Below are 14,873 nucleotides of genomic sequence, written 5' to 3'. Positions count from 1 at the left end.
CGGCAACGACGTCCCGGGCTGGTAGCCGCCAACCCTCCGGACAGCCGTGCGAGGTGACGGCGACAGGGCGATCGCCACGCCTGAAAGGCCTGGCCGTCGCAGAATGGTTCGAACCAGAAGAATTCGGGGCAAATGTGATCCCAATGTCATAAAGATCCGCGATCGTAGAGGAGTGCGCACGTGGCTCGATGATCAGGTGAGGAAACGGCTGGGTACGTTCGGCCTGATCGTGCCCTCTATCGCGCAGTGTGCCGTGGGCGCGGCGCTGGCCTGGATCGTCGCCGTTCACCTGCTCGGCCACGCCCATCCCCTCTTCGCACCCATCTCTGTGATGATCTGCGTGGGTCTGGGGCTCGGGCAGCGGCTGCGCAGGGTGGCCGAGCTGGTGGTCGGCGTCAGTCTGGGCGTGGGCATCGGCGACCTGCTGGTGTCCTGGATCGGCTCGGGCCCCTGGCAGCTGGCGCTCGTGATCGCGCTGGCGATGACCATCGCGGCGCTGCTGAACAGCGGCGAGCTGTTCGTGTCGCAGGTCGGGTCGTCCGCGGTGCTGGTCGCCATGCTGGTGCCGGGCGAGGACGGCGGCGGGCTGGACCGGATGGCCGATGCGCTCGCCGGCGGCATCATCGGCATCGCCGCGGTCGCACTGCTGCCCGCCAGCCCGCTCACCATCGCGGGCAAACATCTGTCCGGCGTGCTGGACGCCTTCTCCACCGTGCTGGAACAGGCGGCGGAGGCGATCGAGAAGGGCGATATGGACCTGGCCGCCGAGGCACTGGAGTGCGGCCGCAGGACCCAGACGGCGGTCGAGGATTTCGCGGCGGCGCTGGAGAACAGCAAGGAGATCATCAGGATCTCGCCGCTGCGCTGGCATCACCGGGCCAGACTGGCCAGGTACACGACCGCCGCCCTACCGGTGGATCTGGCGCTGCGCAACGCACGCGTTCTGGTCCGCCGCACGCTCGCGGCGATGGGGGAGGCGAGCCCGCCACCGGTCGCCCTGGCCGAGTTGCTGCGCGAAGTCTCTGAGGCGGCGCTGCTGCTCCAGCTCGAACTGGGGGCCGGACGGGAACCGATGTTGACCAGGCAGGCGTTGCTCGCCGTCGCCGCACGGGAGCGGCCCAAGAACCTGGGCTTCTCGGCGAACGTCATCATCGCGCAGCTACGCTCCATCGCCGTCGACCTGCTCGAGGCGACCGGCATGGATCACGACGCGGCATCGGCCGCGCTGACCCCGCTGAACGAGCTGAACGAGCTGAACGATGAGAGCATGCGCGGCTGAGGTCGAACGCCAGCGCACCGTCACCCTCAGGCCTGCGCCGAGTCGGCCTCGACCCCGGGCGAGACCAACCAGATCGAGCGCTGGTCACGGCCCGCCGGCTCCTCAGGTACGTGCTCAAGAGGCGGGGTGTCGCTGCCTTGGCAGGTCATGATGACCGGTTCTGGGGGCGGCGACGGTCAGCTCGGGCAGGCGTCGCGGCAGCCGCCGAAGCGCTCGGCGTCCGGTCGGACGAAGCGGGTCTCCTGCGTTCCGCGCAGCGCCTCGGTCATCGCCTTCTTCCAGATCAGGCCGGGCACCGACGTGCCGTCCACGTGCGAATAGCGGCGGTCGCCGATGGTGACGTCCACCATCGGGTGCCGCACCGGGCCACGAGAGTCGCCGAGGCTTACGGCCGAGGCCAGGCCGGGGGTGTATCCGGCGTACCAGGCGGTGCGGAAGCCGTCGCCCTCGCCGGGCATGCCCGCCGCCTCGCGGCCGACGCCCTTGAGTGAGCTTTTCGCCAGGACGTCCGACAGCACTCCGGTGACCGCGTCGGCGACCGCCGGGTCCAGGACCTGCTCGCAGTGCGCCGGGAAGGGGTGCCCGGCGCCTGAGCCGTCGCGGATCTCCGTGATCACTCGCGGCTCGCAGAAGCGGCCACGGGCGGCGAGGCTCGCGTACGAGTTGGCCACCGAGACGGGATCGGCCTCGGTAAGGCCCAGCGCGAAGGTCTCCAACTCTCGGAGCGGATTCCCGTCGGCGCTCCTGAGCCCGAGCCGCTGGGCCATCCTTACGGTCTCGCACAGGCCGACCTTCTCCTGTAATTGCATGAAGAAGGTGTTCACAGCGCCCTGGGTGCCCGACCGGAGGGTGACGAACCGGACTCCGCCCTTCTTCCGGTTGTGGATGTTGTGCATTGGATCTGCGACGGCTTGGCCCGCGCAAGTCTTGAACTTCGAGTAGCTCCGGGGACGGTACTCGTCCGAGACGACGAACCCGTCGTCGTAGCGGAAACCGGTGGCGAGCGCGGCGGCCAGGGCGTAGGGCATCGCCGTCGTGCCCTGCTGGAAACCCGGCCCGTCGGCGGGATCACGGCTGGTGACCATGGCCTTGACGGCCCCTTCACCTGGGACGATCATGACCTGCGGGTCGTCGCGGTGGACGTAGGCGTCGACGGCCTGTTGCGCCGCCCGCTGGAGCCGCTGGTCGATCGTCGTCTGGATCGTCAGGCCGTCACGGGTGAGCAGTCGCGGATCCTCGGCGAGAAGCCGCCCTTTGACATACCGGCAGAGATAGGGATATCCGCTGTTGGCGCAGTCGCCGGAGAATTCCTCGATGACGGCGCCCTCGGCGTCCAGCAGCACGCTTTTCCGGGCCGCCGGGGAAGCGGAGGCCGCCGCGGTGGAGACCAAGGCCACAGGCTCATCGTCGACGTCGCCGCCCGCCGGGTTCCGCAATAACAGGAAAACCGCGATCACCGCACCCATCGTGGCGACGCCCAGGAAAACCAGAAGTGCCTTCATCGTCGCCCTTCGGTCGCCCAAGGCCGCGTTTCCGCCACGGCCCGGTTGTCTCGCCGGGCCGAAACGTCCTTCCATGATGCAGTCCCTGCACCATGCCGGCCAAATTCGCGCGGGCACCTCGGTGCCCATTCCTCGACAGGGTGATTTCGCCGATGACGGCCGCAGACGGCGGTCATTGCCGAGGGACATGCCGTTATTCAGTTTTCCGCCCCGCCGATGAACGATTGGACGGCCATCGAAAGCGTTCGGTAGCGAGCCGACTCCATCTCGATCGCTGGAACAGCGGCCGGAGATGAAACGTCGCTATGGAACGGCTCACCACACGCGCCGCGGCGTAGCGGGAATCGCCAGGCGGGCGGGGCGTTCGTCCCCGATACATCGCCACGTGTAGCCGTCGTATACCCGGCGTCCCGCGGTGGTTCCTAACGTGGTGGGCGACCCGCCCGCCCAACCGGGGATGAGGACGCCCGTGGCCTATCTCTTCGCCTTCTTCCGGCTGCTCACGGGGATCGTCTTCCTCATGTCCGCGGTGAGCAAGCTGCGCGGGCGGGCGGCGTACGAGGAGTTCACGGTGGCCACTCGCGCCCTCACACGGCTGCCGGCCCGGCCCGTCGTGGCGCTCGTCGTCACCGCCGAGGTCGCCGTCGCGCCGCTGCTGGCCTGGCCGCCCACCATGCTCGCCGGCTTCTGCGTCGCGCTCGGGCTGCTCGTGGCCTTCACCGTGGCCATCGTCGTCGCCATGCGGCGCGGCAGGCGGGTCCCCTGCCGCTGCTTCGGCGCCTCCGCCGTTCCGGTGGGCCCCGGTCATCTCGCGCGCAACGCCGTGCTGATCGCCGCGGCGGCGGCCGGAGCGGTTCAGGCCGGAATCGGAGCGGTTCCGGCCTGGACCGGAGCCGTCCCCGCGGGTCTCGGGCCGGCCGGGCTCGCCGCGGTCGCCCTGGCGGCCGGAGCCACGGCGGTCCTGCTGTCCGCGATCGGCGAGATCGCCGGTCTCTTCACCAGTTCACCCTGACGGAGGTAGTCCCTCATGCCGTTCCTGACAGCGCTCGTCCTGGGCGTCGGCGTCCTGTGCCTGATCGACCTGGTGCTGACGGTCGGGGTGATCCGGCGGTTGCGGGCGCACGAGGAGATGCTGTCGGCGAGGCCGATGGCGTCCCCGTCGATCGTGCTCCCGCCCGGGGCGACGATCGGCGGCTTCTCCGCGGTGAGCACCGACGGCGTCCACGTCTCCGACGAGACGCTGACCGAGCCGGTCCTCGTCGGCGTCTTCTCTCCCGGGTGCTCGGCCTGCCACGACCGCCTGCCGCAGTTCGCCGAGCGCGCGCGATCCTTCCCTGGAGGACGCGGCAACGTGCTCGCCGTGCTCGTCGGCACGGAGGAGGAGGTGGCGGACGAGCGGCGGACGCTGGAGCCGGTCGCCCTGGTGCTGATCGAGGAGTACGGCACCGGCCTGACGAAGGCGTTGCAGGTGAACGGCTTCCCGTCCCTCGCCCTGGTCGATGTGCGCGGGAGGGTCGTCGCCAGCGGGACCACTCTCGAGGACCTCGACAAGATTCCCGTACACGCGTGACGGCGCGGGTGCGGGGCCTCGCCGGAGCGCGGGCGGTGGTCACCGCTCTCGGCATGGCCTGGCGGGCCGGCAGGGGGCTGACCATCGCCTTCGCCGTCCTCAGCGCGCTCATGGCCGTCCTGCCGGTGACGATCGCCTGGTGCACCAAGCTGGTCCTCGACGAGATCGCCGGCGGCCGGCCCGGGGCCGGTGTGACGGCGGCGCTGGGCGCCGCGCTCGCCGGGTGCGGGGTGCTGACGGCGCTCGGGCCGCAGATCGTCCAGTACGTCAGGGACGAGAGCGGGCGCAGGATCGGGCTCGTCGCCCAGGACAGCCTCTTCAGGGCCACCGAGCGGTTCGTCGGCCTCGCCAGGTTCGAGGACCCCGCGTTCCTCGACCGGATCCGCATGGCCCAGCAGTACGGCGGGGCGACCCCGGGCATGGTGGTCTCCGCCGCCCTGGGCGCCGCCAGGACGGTGATGACCGGCGCCGGGTTCCTCGTCTCCCTCGTGACGATAAGCCCGTGGATGGCCGCCCTCGTGGTCGGCGCCGCGGTGCCGTCTCTGGCCGCGGAGCTCTGGCTGTCCCGGCGGCGTGCCGCCATGCTGTGGGGCATCGGCCCGGTCGAGCGCCGCGAGTTCTTCTTCGGTGAGCTTCTCGTCAACGTCCAGGCGGCCAAGGAGCTGAGGCTCTTCGGCATCGGTGCGCATCTGCGGCGGCTGATGGCCGCCCAGCGACGGGCCGCGAACGCCGAGCGGAGCCGCACCGACCGGCGGGAACTCGGCGTCCAGGCCCTCACAGGGACCACGGCGGCGCTGGCGACCGGGGGCGGCCTGCTGTGGGTTCTCCTCTCCGCGGCGAACGGCACGGGCGGGGTCGGCGACGTCGCGCTGTTCCTCGCCGCCGTCGCCGGAGTCCAGGCGGCGGCGAGCGGTCTCGTCGTCGAACTCGTCACCGCGCATCAGCAGGTGCTGCTGTTCGGCCACTACCTCGCCGTCCTGGACGCCGAGCCGGACCTGCCGGTCCCGGCCCGGCCCCGGCGGGCCGGTCCGCTGCGCCGGGGGATCGAGCTGAAGGACGTGTGGTTCCGCTACTCGCCCGGCCATCCCTGGGCCCTGCGCGGGGTCAGCCTGACCATCCCGTACGGCGGCGCGGTGGCGCTCGCCGGGAGGAACGGCGCGGGCAAGAGCACGGTGGTCAAGCTCCTGTGCCGGATGTACGACCCGGAACGCGGCTCGGTCCTCTGGGACGGGATCGATCTCAGGGAGATGGATCCGGCGGAGCTTCGGGCGAGGATCGGGGCGGTGTTCCAGGACTACATGGAGTACGACATGACCGCGGCGGAGAACATCGGCCTGGGCGATCTCGCCGCGCTGGACGACCGGGGGAGGGTCGAGGCGGCGGCGCGGCGGGCGGGCGTGCACGGCGTCGTGAGCGGCCTGCCCCGGGGGTACGACACCATGCTGTCCCGTATCTTCGCCGGCCCCGCGGCGGACGGCCCCGTGGAGGACGGCCCCGCGGCGGACGGCCCTGCGGAGGACGGTCCCGTGGTGGACGGCGGCGGCGACGTGGGCGTCCACCTGTCGGGCGGGCAGTGGCAGCGGCTCGCCCTCGCCCGCGCCTACCTGCGGGGCGAGCGGGACCTGCTCATCCTGGACGAGCCCAGCTCGGGCCTCGACGCCGAGGCGGAGCACGAGATCCACCAGGGCCTGCGGGAGCACCGTCGCGGCCGTACGAGCCTGCTGATCAGCCATCGGCTCGGCGCCGTACGCGACGCGGACCACATCGTGGTCCTCGACGGCGGACGGGTCGTGGAGCAGGGCACGCACACCGGGCTGCTCGCGTGCGGCGGGATCTACGCCCATATGTTCGCCCTCCAGGCGGAGGGATACCGGCAGCGGGAGGACCGGAACGCCGACGCCCCGCGCGACCGGCTCTCGGGGGCACGATGACACCCGTCCTGCTCGTCCTGCTCGCATCGGCGCTCGGGGGCGTCGTCGTGATGGTGGCCAGGCGGACGTTGCGCGTCGTCGAGGTGCACGGGGAGAGCATGGAGCCCGGCCTGTGGCCCGGTGACCAGGTTCTCGTGCGCAGGCTGGGGCCCGGTCGGCCCCGCCGGCGCGTTCGGCGCGGGGACATCGTGGTCATCTCCCGCGTGGGCCCCGGGGAGGGCGTCGTGCTCGACGGCGGCACGAACCTGGTGATCAAGCGGGCCGCGGCCGTGGCCGGGGATCCGATCCCTCCGGGATTCGAGGCGTTGGGGGAGACCCGGGTGCCGCCGGGGCGGCTGCTGGTCCTCGGGGACAACCCGTCGCGCAGCACCGACTCCCGGCAGTGGGGGCTCCTTCCGGAAAGCAGGATCACCGGTGTCGTGCTCCGGCGGTTGAACGCGTGAACCAGGTGAAGCCAATACAGGCAATCGTGTATCGCGGTAATACGTCCCTGATCGAAGCCGCTCCTAATGTCGGTCACCGAAAAGGAGTCCTTCAGAAGGAGGAACTTGATGACACGGACGATTCAGCGGCTGGCGGACCGGATGGTCGCCCGGCTGGTCCCGGCCACCCGCGCGGAGGCGGTCAACTGCTGGTATGAGGGCTCAACCTGCGTCCAGCGCTACTGCTGCAGCGGGTCGGGCATCCCCAGCGGCTACTGCACTCCGTGGCAGTACCTCTGCTAGACGAATACAGCGGAGCGCCCTGTCGCGTAAACGCCCCTTGCGCAAAGGGCGCTCCGCTCTCGCATCGCCACCCTAGACGAATGCCGCCGAATTCCCGCTCTCGTGTTTTCCGGCGGTTCTGGCGATCTCCATGGCGTACAGGCGGGTGAGGTCGTTCATCCGGTAGTGGTCGGGGGCTATCGACCTCATCAGGCGGAGATCGGCCAGCCTGCCGAGCGCCGCCCACGCCGTGCGCCGGTCGCATCCGAGGAGCCCCGCAGCGGTCGCCGACCCGCAGTCGGCCATGCCTCGCTCGCCGAGGCGGTGGAACAGGGCGAGCGCGCTGCCGTTCGCCGTTCCCCCGCACTGCCGCAGGGCCTCGTAGTCGAGGTCGAGGGCGCTTCGCACGGAAAGGTCACCGCAGGTCAGCAGGTCGAGCCGGTGCTCCTCGCAGGCCAGCATGTCGGCGAACGCCGCCAGCGTCCACTCCCGTCTGACCGCCAGTCGCTTGCCCGCGATCCGCAGCGCGAGCGGCAGGTTGTCGCAGAGCCGGGCCACTCTCCTCACCTGCTCGGGGTCGACCCGGTCCCGGCCGCAGAGCCGGACCAGCAGCTCGTACGCCGTGTCGTCCGTCAGGGGAGCGAGCGGCAGATGGTCGACATCGTCGAGCGCCGCGAGCACCCTCCGGCTGGTGATGACGAACCGGCAGTCCGGGCAGGCGCCGATCAGAGACCGCAGTTGCCCCTCGTCGGTCACGTTGTCGAGGAGGACGAGCACACGCCTCTCGGCCGTGGCGGTCCTGAACTGGAGCACCGCGTCGTCGAGGTCCGGAGCGATCTGGTCGCCCGCCAGCCCCAGCAGGCTCAGCAGCCGCGCCGGCGTCTCGTACGCGCCGGGCCGGGGAAGGGACCGCAGATCGACGTGGAGCACGCCGCCGGGGAAATCCGCCGCCGCCATCCGGACGGCATGCAGGGCCAGAGCCGACTTGCCCACCCCCGCCGGACCGTGGACGGCGACGGGCCGCGGGGGAGAGGCGGCGATCGCGGCCACGAGCTCATCCAGCTCCAGATCCCGGCCCACGAGACTTCCGGACCCCGCGACCGGCGTCGGCTCCGCTTTCGGCTCCGCTTTCGGCTGCGCTTTCGGCGCAGGCGCCGGGTGGGACGAGCCGGGGGCGGGGAGCCGGGGAACCGCGCAGAGCGCCGGGTCCCGGTTGAGTATGCTCCGGTGCAGCTCGGCCAGCTCCGGCCCGGGCTCGACGCCCAGCTCCTCCGCCAGGAACGCGCGCGCCTGCCCATAGGCGGACAGCGCGGCCGCGGAGTCGCCGGTGCGATACAACGCGAGCATGAGGCTGCCCCACAGCCGCTCCCTGGTGGGATGGGCGGCCACCGTCTCGCGGAGCTCCGGCACCGCGTCGGCGTGCTCGCCCAGCATGAGGCGGGCCTCGGCCTGCGCCTCCAGGGCCAGGCAGCGCTGCTCGGCGAGCGCGTCCAGGCGGGGGCCGAGCGCCGCCGACCTGGGCACGTCCTCGGCCGGTGCGCCCCGCCACCGGGCGAGGGCCGCCGACAGGTGCCGCAGCGCCGCCTCCGGCCGCCCGGCGGACAGCGCCTTCCTGCCCTGCCGCAGGGCATCGGCGAACTCGGTCACGTCGAGCTCGCCGGCGTGTGCGGTGAGGACGTAGCCGGGCGGCCGGGCCGTCAGCCGGTCGCCTTCGCCGAGCGTGCCCCGCAGCCGGTTGACGTAGGTGCGGACGTTGGCGACGGCGGAGTGGGGCGGCTCCTCGTCCCACACTGCCGTGATCAGCCGGTCGATCGACACGACCCGGTTGGGTTCGAGCAGCAGCGCGGTCAGCAGGGCGCGCTGCTTGGGCGAGCCGAGCGGGACCGGCCTGCCGTTCCTCCTGACCTCGACCGGGCCCAGCAACCCGAACCGGAGGCTCAATCCGCCCTCCGGAAGCCCGAGGGCGCGGACGTACGCGTCCAACCGCATGATCGATGCACGAGGGGACCTCCATAGGCGTCGGAATCCCCACGAAGATCCCTGCCCGCCGCAAACCCCCACAAGGTCGGCGAGCGTCCGGAACAGTTCCGGATCGCGCCTACCGGGGCAAGTGCGTGATTAGGGGGAGACCAGGCGGGAACCGACTACCCCATGACGGGTACGGGCGACGGGGACCTGTCCGACCGCGTTCTCCAGGTGGCGACCCGCTTGTTCGCCGGGTTGGGTTACGACGGCACGGACATGCGGCAGATCGCCGACGCCGCGGGCACGGATGTGGCCTACGTCAGGCGGCGGTTCGGCGACAAGCGCGAGATCTACCTCGAGGTCATGGATCGCATGAACAGCGCGCACAACGCCGTCCTGGAAAGGGGGGTCAAGGACATCGTCGGCGCTTCGCCAGAACAGAAGATCGTCGCCATGCACCGGCTCCTCGACCGATACATCGACTTCTGCCGCAGGCAGCCGGAGTATCCGGCGCTCTACACCCACAGGTGGCTTTCCGACGCCACCGACATCCCCGAGCTGGAGCCGATGTACGCCGCGCCTGCGGCGCAGTTCGTGATCGACACCATCGCTCCCCTGGTGACCGCCCCGGACGTGGACGTGGACTACACCATCAACTCGGTGATCTGGTGCGTCCACAGCTTCGTGCAGAGCGGCGTGTACGACCGGTCGGGCCGGCGCTACGACCACGACCATCCAGTCGCGCTGTGGCGCTTTCGCAGCTATCTGCATCAGATGGTCCACCGCACGCTCCGCCTGCCGGGGGAGCCCCCACCGCTGGAGCGTCCCTCTCGTAGGTGAGACGGAGATCGTCCTCCTCGCCGGCCGGCCCTCCTGGGACCTCCGGTGGGGCCGTCGGCTTGCGGGCGGTTGACGATGTCCCGCCTCCTGCTCTAACTTCGTCACCATAAGGGACGAAGTTAACTCGTTGTCGTTGCGGGGCTTCGTCGTGGGCGTGGTAGTAATGAGACCCGCGGAGGAGGCCGTACAGACAGAGTTGGTGCACCATGACCGAGCGATACCTCGGCGTCGTCGGCATCGGCGAGGCGCTGGGCGTGAGCCGGCACGCGGTGCACAAGTGGCGCTCCCGCTATCCCGGCGGTTCGGAGCGCCCGTTCCCCGAGCCCGATGTCGAGGTCGACGGGACTCCCGGCTGGCGGCCTGACCGGCTCGCGGAGATCATCGAGTGGCGCAACGGCCTGCCGGGCCGTGGCGTGGGCGGCGGACGTCCTACCGCCGCACGACAGGAATACCTGAAGGAAGCGGCGGCGCGAGGCATGGACCGGGACGAGGCGCTGCGCGCGCTCGTCACGTTGTCCGAAGATTTTCCCGAGATGACCGAGCCGGAAATCTGCGCCTGGCTCATCGGGCACTGGCGGAGATAGCACTTCCCCCGATCAATCCATCACGAAGGCGATGACGCATGCCCGAAATCGGCGGCGAGACCGCACCCGGATTCGAAGCGGTACGTGAGGCGTTCGCGGCCAACCTGGCCGGCGGACAGGAAGTGGGCGCCGCGGTCGCCGTCTACCTGCACGGCAGGAAGGTCGTCGACCTGTGGGGCGGAATCGCCGACCCCGGCACCGGCCGCCGCTGGGAGCGCGACACCCTGCAGGTCGTGTTCTCCACCACCAAGGGCGTCACCGCCGCCTGCGCGCATCTGCTCGCCGAGCGCGGCGAACTGGACCTGGACGCACCCGTCGCCGTCTACTGGCCGGAGTTCGCGGCATGCGAAAAAGACCGGATCCCGGTCCGCTGGCTGCTCACCCACCAGGCCGGACTGCCCGCGCTCGATCACCCGATCACCCCGGCGGAGGCGATCGCCTGGGACCCCATGGTGACCGCACTGGCCGCCCAGCGGCCGTTCTGGGAGCCGGGCACCGACCACGGCTACCACGCCCACACGTACGGCTGGCTGGTCGGCGAAGTCGTCCGCCGGGTGACCGGCCGAAGTCTCGGCACGTTCCTCGCCGAGGAGATAGCGGCGCCGCTCGGCCTGGATCTCTGGATTGGACTGCCGGAATCCGAGCGGCACCGGGTCAGCCGGATCGTCTCCACTCCGATCGACCTCGGCGCGTTGGCCGGGATCGACCTGGACGCCCTGCCCGAGCCCGCGCGCGAGGTGATGAGCGCGTACGCCGATCCCACGTCGCTGACGATGCGGGCGATGACCGTCGTCACGCCGATGCTGAACCACGACGACCCCGCCGAGCAACTCGCGGAGATGCCGTCCACCAACGGCGTCTGCACCGCCCGCGCGCTGGCCCGCTTCTACGCCGCGCTCATCGGTGAGGTCGACGGGCATCGCGTCCTCTCACCCGCCACTCTGGCCGCGGCGACCGCCGAGCAGGTCAGCGGTGTGGACCGCGTCCTGCGCGTGCCCGTCCGTATCGCCACCGGTTTCGGCCTGCCGACACCCGACGCCTTCTGGTACAGCCCGACCGCCTTCGGGTTCCCCGGCTACGGCGGATCGCTCGGCTTCGCCGACCCGGCGACCGGCCTGGCCTTCGGCTACGTCATGAACCACATCCGGGAAGGCGTACCGGACCGGAGGGCCGCCACGCTCCTCGACGCGGTCCGCGGCGCGATCAGGGCCGGGGCCCGGTAGCCGCGGGGCCGGGGGGCGCCGCGACGCTGTCTTCGGTGCGGGCATCGGGCCGGGGTGCCGGAGGCGCGAAGGCGGCCGTCGAAGCGATCGACGACGGGCTCGCCCCGAACGCCGAGAAGAACCAGTACCGACTTCCGCGGCGTCACCTGTGGACCACACTCTGTCATGGAGGTGTGATGTGGTTCCGAAGCCTGAGCGGATGTTCGGCCGAGGGCGGGAGTGGCAGGGGCTCGCCTCCTTCGTGTCGGCGACTGCGATGAGCGGGGCCACGCTCGGGATCGTCAGCGGACGCCGCAGGCAGGGGAAGGGCTTTCTCCTGCAGGCCCTGGCGGAGGAGACCGATGGCATGTACTTCGCCGCTACCGAGGCCACGGAGGCGGAGTCGCTCCGGCTCTTCGCGGACGCGCTCGTACGGCATACGCGGGAGGTGCCGGAGCGTCCCTTCCGCGACTGGAACGACGCGATCGCGGAATTGTTCCGCAGGTTCCGAGGCCGGCCGACTCTGGTGGTCGTGGACGAGTTTCCCTTCCTGTCCAGAGTCACGCCGAGTCTCCCCTCCATCATCCAACGCGAACTCGGCCCGGGCGGCAGCGGACGGGACAGTTCCGCGCGACTGATCCTCTGTGGCTCCGCCATGGCGGTCATGGGCGGGCTGCTCGCGGGGCAGGCGCCGCTGCGGGGGCGGGCCGGGCTCGAACTGGTCGTCCAGCCCTTCGGTTACCGCGACGCCGCGCGGTTCTGGGGGCTCACTGACCCGCGCCTGGCCGTGCTCGTGCACTCGATCGTCGGGGGCACTCCCGCGTACCGGTTCGAGTTCACGCAGGGCGACGCGCCCGCCGGGCCGGCCGACTTCGACTCTTGGGTGGTCAGGACCGTACTGAACCCGCAGAAGCCTCTTTTCCGTGAGGCCCGGTATCTTCTCGCGGAGGAGTCGGACATTCGCGATCCGGCTCTCTACCACTCCGTACTGGCGGCGATCGCCAGTGGAAACACCACGAACGGTGGTATCGCGAGCTACATCGGCCGCAGGTCGGACCAGATCACTCATCCGCTCAACGTCCTCGAGGACTGCGCGCTGGTGGCCCGGGAGCCGGACGTCTTCCGCCAGGGTCGTTCCCGCTACCGCATCGTCGAGCCCCTGATCACCTTCTACGAGGGCGTGATGCGGCGGCGCTGGCCGGAGCTGGAGGCGTATCGCGGTGAGACCGTGTGGGGCTCGGTACGTGAGACCTTCCTGGCCCAGATCGTGGGCCCGCACTTCGAGGCTCTGTGCCGCGACTACGCCATGGGCGCAGGCGAAGAGGTGTTCGGGGGTTTCCCCGCCACGGTGGGCGCGGGCACCGTGAACGACCCGGAGAACCGCACCCAGATAGAGATCGACGTGGCGGTCTTCTCTCCCCCTGACGGAGGCCGCGCGGGCAGGTTGCTGTCCCTGGGGGAGGCGAAGTGGGGGGAGACGATGAGCCATCACCACGTGGGGCGGCTGGCCCGGGCCCGCGACCTCCTCGCGGCCAAGGGCTACGACACCCGCGACACGATTCTGGCCTGCTACAGCGGTTCGGGCTTCACCACTGAGCTGCTGGCCTCGGCCGCCGGGGATCCCGGTATCCGCCTGATCGGCCTGGACGACATCTACGCCCCGGGTGCGTTCGGCTGAAGCCCCGCCGGTCACGCGCACCGCAGCTCGGCCTGTCAGCCGACTCGCGATCCGTCCCGGGCTCCGCACGAGGGCGGTCACTCAGCGCGGGAAAGCGGGCCCCGGCCCATATTCGCCGGCCGGGGCGGTCACTTCTTGCAGATGTTCTGCGTGGCGGTGCGGGCCGAGGGGGTCGCCTGCGGGGTGGGCGTCGCCGGCGTGGCGGAGCCCTCCGGTGCGGCGACCGTCACCTTCTTCACGTCGTGGTTCTTCTGGCCCACGACGACCTCGATGCCGGTCACGTCCGGCTGCTCGCGCAACTCGGCCCCCGGGATGGCGGCGGCCACCGTACGCGCCGAGTCCTCGCGGCCGGGCGGGTAGCGGATGACCGTGGTGGTGAAGTCGCGGCGGGCCGTGTCGCCCGGGGACGACGGCACCATGAACCCGGCCTCGACGAGGCGGGCCTTCGTGGTCGCGCCCAGGCCGGTGATGAGCGTGCCGTTGAGCACCTTGACCGAGATGCGGCCCGGCGGGATCGTGAGTGCCGTCGGAGAGGCCGTGGGCCCTGTCGAGGGGAAGGCGCTCGCCGACGCCGCGGGGCTGCCCGAAGGAGACGCCGAGGCCTTCGCCGACGGCTTGACGAGGGGCTGGTCGGCGTCGATCCGCTGGAACAGGTCGCGGGCGGCCGTCTTGTCCCACAGCACCGCGGACTCGCCCGTGGGCGCGTGGTAGTTCACGTCGGCCAGCGGCACGGTCGCGAACGACACGTCGTCGGTCGAGACGTCCTTGAACTGGTTCACCATGCCGAGCAGGTCCTTCTGCAGGGCCGGGTCCACGGTGAGCGTCTTGAACGTGGAGTCGAGGAACCCGGCGAGCCTGGCCGGGTTGGCCAGCGTGCCACCGCTGAGCGCCTTGCCCAGCAGCGCGGAGATGACCTGCTGCTGCCGGTCGATCCGGTCGAGGTCGGAGCGCGCCGTGGCCCGCGTGCGGGCGTACGCGAGCGCGTTGACGCCGTCCAGCGTGTACGTCCCCGGCTGCAGGTTCAGCTTGGTCTTCGGGTCGTCGATGGGCACCGGCGTGCAGACGGTGACGCCGCCCAGCGACTCCACCACGTCGATGAACCCGAGCACGTTGACCTCGACGTAGTGGTTGACGCTCAGGCCCGTCGCCTGCTCCACCGTCTTCACGGCCAGCTTGGCGCCGCCGAACTGGTACGCCGAGTTGATCTTGTGTTCGCCCTGGCCGGGGATCGTCGTCCACGTGTCCCGCGGCAGGCTGACCACGGTCACCCTGCGATGGTCCTCCGACAGGTGGATCACCATCATCGTGTCGGTGCGCTGCCCGACGTCGCGGCCGAGATGGAGCTGGTTCTGCTGGCGCCTGGTCAGGTTGTCGCGCTTGTCCACGCCCACCAGCAGGATGTTCATCGCGCCCGTGGACTCGGCCTCGCTCGTTCCGGCGTCCACCGAGTGGATCCGGTTGATCGCGTAGTTCGGCGCCAGCCACGCGACGCCCGATCCGATCAGCACGACTCCGGACAGCGAGCCCGAAATGACCAGGGATCGGAGATTTGATCTCCGTTGGCGGGCGCGTTGCGCCGTCAGCCTTACCCCGCCGTACCCGTCGCCCCCTACGCGGA

Annotated in this window: 13 protein-coding genes; 10 read left to right on the top strand and 3 right to left on the bottom strand. The window is 70.8% G+C overall.

Annotated features, from left to right (window positions below; genetic code table 11):
• Window positions 1-196: 196 nt before the first annotated feature.
• Window positions 197-1,279: an FUSC family protein gene (locus FH610_RS06690; RefSeq protein WP_240808806.1), complete on the top strand. Its 1,083-nt coding sequence runs from the start codon at window positions 197-199 to the stop codon at window positions 1,277-1,279.
• Window positions 1,280-1,455: 176 nt separating this feature from the next.
• On the opposite strand, the gene FH610_RS06685 is transcribed toward FH610_RS06690, so the two are convergent.
• Window positions 1,456-2,781, bottom strand: coding sequence for a penicillin-binding protein (locus FH610_RS06685; RefSeq protein WP_139573408.1), 1,326 nt, complete (start codon window positions 2,779-2,781; stop codon window positions 1,456-1,458).
• 469 nt (window positions 2,782-3,250) lie between these two features.
• Between FH610_RS06685 and FH610_RS06680 the strand changes: the two genes are divergently transcribed.
• The 5 genes from FH610_RS06680 (at window position 3,251) to FH610_RS42745 (ending at window position 7,007) form a co-directional block, all read left to right on the top strand.
• The gene (locus FH610_RS06680) at window positions 3,251-3,793 is read left to right on the top strand and encodes a MauE/DoxX family redox-associated membrane protein (protein ID WP_161627929.1); all 543 of its coding nucleotides are present in this window, start codon (window positions 3,251-3,253) and stop codon (window positions 3,791-3,793) included.
• A gap of 15 nt (window positions 3,794-3,808) precedes the next feature.
• Window positions 3,809-4,351 carry a TlpA family protein disulfide reductase gene (locus FH610_RS06675; protein ID WP_139573406.1) on the top strand — a complete coding sequence of 181 codons (543 nt, stop codon included), beginning with the start codon at window positions 3,809-3,811 and terminating at the stop codon, window positions 4,349-4,351.
• Complete coding sequence (locus FH610_RS06670) at window positions 4,348-6,282, top strand: ABC transporter ATP-binding protein (RefSeq protein ID WP_240808805.1); 1,935 nt, start codon at window positions 4,348-4,350, stop codon at window positions 6,280-6,282. The genes FH610_RS06675 and FH610_RS06670 overlap by 4 nt, the downstream gene beginning before the upstream one ends.
• Window positions 6,279-6,725 (top strand): S26 family signal peptidase, encoded by a 447-nt coding sequence (locus FH610_RS06665; RefSeq protein ID WP_139573405.1) that lies wholly within the window; start codon window positions 6,279-6,281, stop codon window positions 6,723-6,725. Before FH610_RS06670 ends, FH610_RS06665 begins: the two co-directional genes overlap by 4 nt.
• A 108-nt stretch (window positions 6,726-6,833) precedes the next feature.
• The gene (locus tag FH610_RS42745) at window positions 6,834-7,007 is read left to right on the top strand and encodes a hypothetical protein (protein ID WP_161627928.1); all 174 of its coding nucleotides are present in this window, start codon (window positions 6,834-6,836) and stop codon (window positions 7,005-7,007) included.
• 72 nt (window positions 7,008-7,079) lie between these two features.
• Here the strand turns inward: FH610_RS42745 and FH610_RS06660 are convergent, their stop codons facing one another.
• On the bottom strand, window positions 7,080-8,975 hold the full coding sequence (locus FH610_RS06660; RefSeq protein ID WP_139573404.1) for an AfsR/SARP family transcriptional regulator: 1,896 nt from the start codon (window positions 8,973-8,975) through the stop codon (window positions 7,080-7,082).
• Window positions 8,976-9,137: 162 nt separating this feature from the next.
• On the opposite strand from FH610_RS06660, the gene FH610_RS06655 reads away from it, so the two are divergent.
• The 4 genes from FH610_RS06655 to FH610_RS06640 all read left to right on the top strand — a co-directional run bounded on the left by FH610_RS06655 (window position 9,138) and on the right by FH610_RS06640 (window position 13,255).
• A complete protein-coding gene (locus tag FH610_RS06655; RefSeq protein ID WP_139573403.1) occupies window positions 9,138-9,791 on the top strand; it encodes a TetR/AcrR family transcriptional regulator in 654 nt (217 codons plus the stop codon).
• Between the two features lie 206 nt (window positions 9,792-9,997).
• A complete protein-coding gene (locus FH610_RS06650) occupies window positions 9,998-10,375 on the top strand; it encodes a hypothetical protein (RefSeq protein WP_139573402.1) in 378 nt (125 codons plus the stop codon).
• 38 nt (window positions 10,376-10,413) lie between these two features.
• Window positions 10,414-11,598: a serine hydrolase domain-containing protein gene (locus FH610_RS06645; protein WP_139573401.1), complete on the top strand. Its 1,185-nt coding sequence runs from the start codon at window positions 10,414-10,416 to the stop codon at window positions 11,596-11,598.
• Between the two features lie 178 nt (window positions 11,599-11,776).
• Window positions 11,777-13,255, top strand: a complete 1,479-nt coding sequence (locus FH610_RS06640) for an AAA family ATPase (protein WP_240808804.1) — start codon at window positions 11,777-11,779, stop codon at window positions 13,253-13,255.
• Window positions 13,256-13,383: 128 nt separating this feature from the next.
• Here the strand turns inward: FH610_RS06640 and FH610_RS06635 are convergent, their stop codons facing one another.
• A complete protein-coding gene (locus FH610_RS06635) occupies window positions 13,384-14,763 on the bottom strand; it encodes an LCP family protein (protein ID WP_240808803.1) in 1,380 nt (459 codons plus the stop codon).
• Window positions 14,764-14,873 lie beyond the last annotated feature (110 nt).

Origin of the sequence: Microbispora catharanthi (assembly GCF_006334915.2) — a bacterium.
GTDB lineage: Bacteria > Actinomycetota > Actinomycetes > Streptosporangiales > Streptosporangiaceae > Microbispora > Microbispora catharanthi.
The sequence above is the reverse complement of the archived record's forward strand: the minus strand, read 5'-3'. Positions and strand labels throughout refer to the sequence as shown.

What these genes read in the sequence shown, in the direction of transcription:
- FH610_RS06685 (WP_139573408.1), bottom strand. Translation starts at nt 2,781, where the DNA reads ATGAAGGCACTTCTGGTTTTCCTGGGCGTCGCCACGATGGGTGCGGTG.
- FH610_RS06675 (WP_139573406.1), top strand. Translation starts at nt 3,809, where the DNA reads ATGCCGTTCCTGACAGCGCTCGTCCTGGGCGTCGGCGTCCTGTGCCTG.
- FH610_RS06665 (WP_139573405.1), top strand. Translation starts at nt 6,279, where the DNA reads ATGACACCCGTCCTGCTCGTCCTGCTCGCATCGGCGCTCGGGGGCGTC.
- FH610_RS42745 (WP_161627928.1), top strand. Translation starts at nt 6,834, where the DNA reads ATGACACGGACGATTCAGCGGCTGGCGGACCGGATGGTCGCCCGGCTG.
- FH610_RS06660 (WP_139573404.1), bottom strand. Translation starts at nt 8,975, where the DNA reads ATGCGGTTGGACGCGTACGTCCGCGCCCTCGGGCTTCCGGAGGGCGGA.
- FH610_RS06655 (WP_139573403.1), top strand. Translation starts at nt 9,138, where the DNA reads ATGACGGGTACGGGCGACGGGGACCTGTCCGACCGCGTTCTCCAGGTG.
- FH610_RS06650 (WP_139573402.1), top strand. Translation starts at nt 9,998, where the DNA reads ATGACCGAGCGATACCTCGGCGTCGTCGGCATCGGCGAGGCGCTGGGC.
- FH610_RS06645 (WP_139573401.1), top strand. Translation starts at nt 10,414, where the DNA reads ATGCCCGAAATCGGCGGCGAGACCGCACCCGGATTCGAAGCGGTACGT.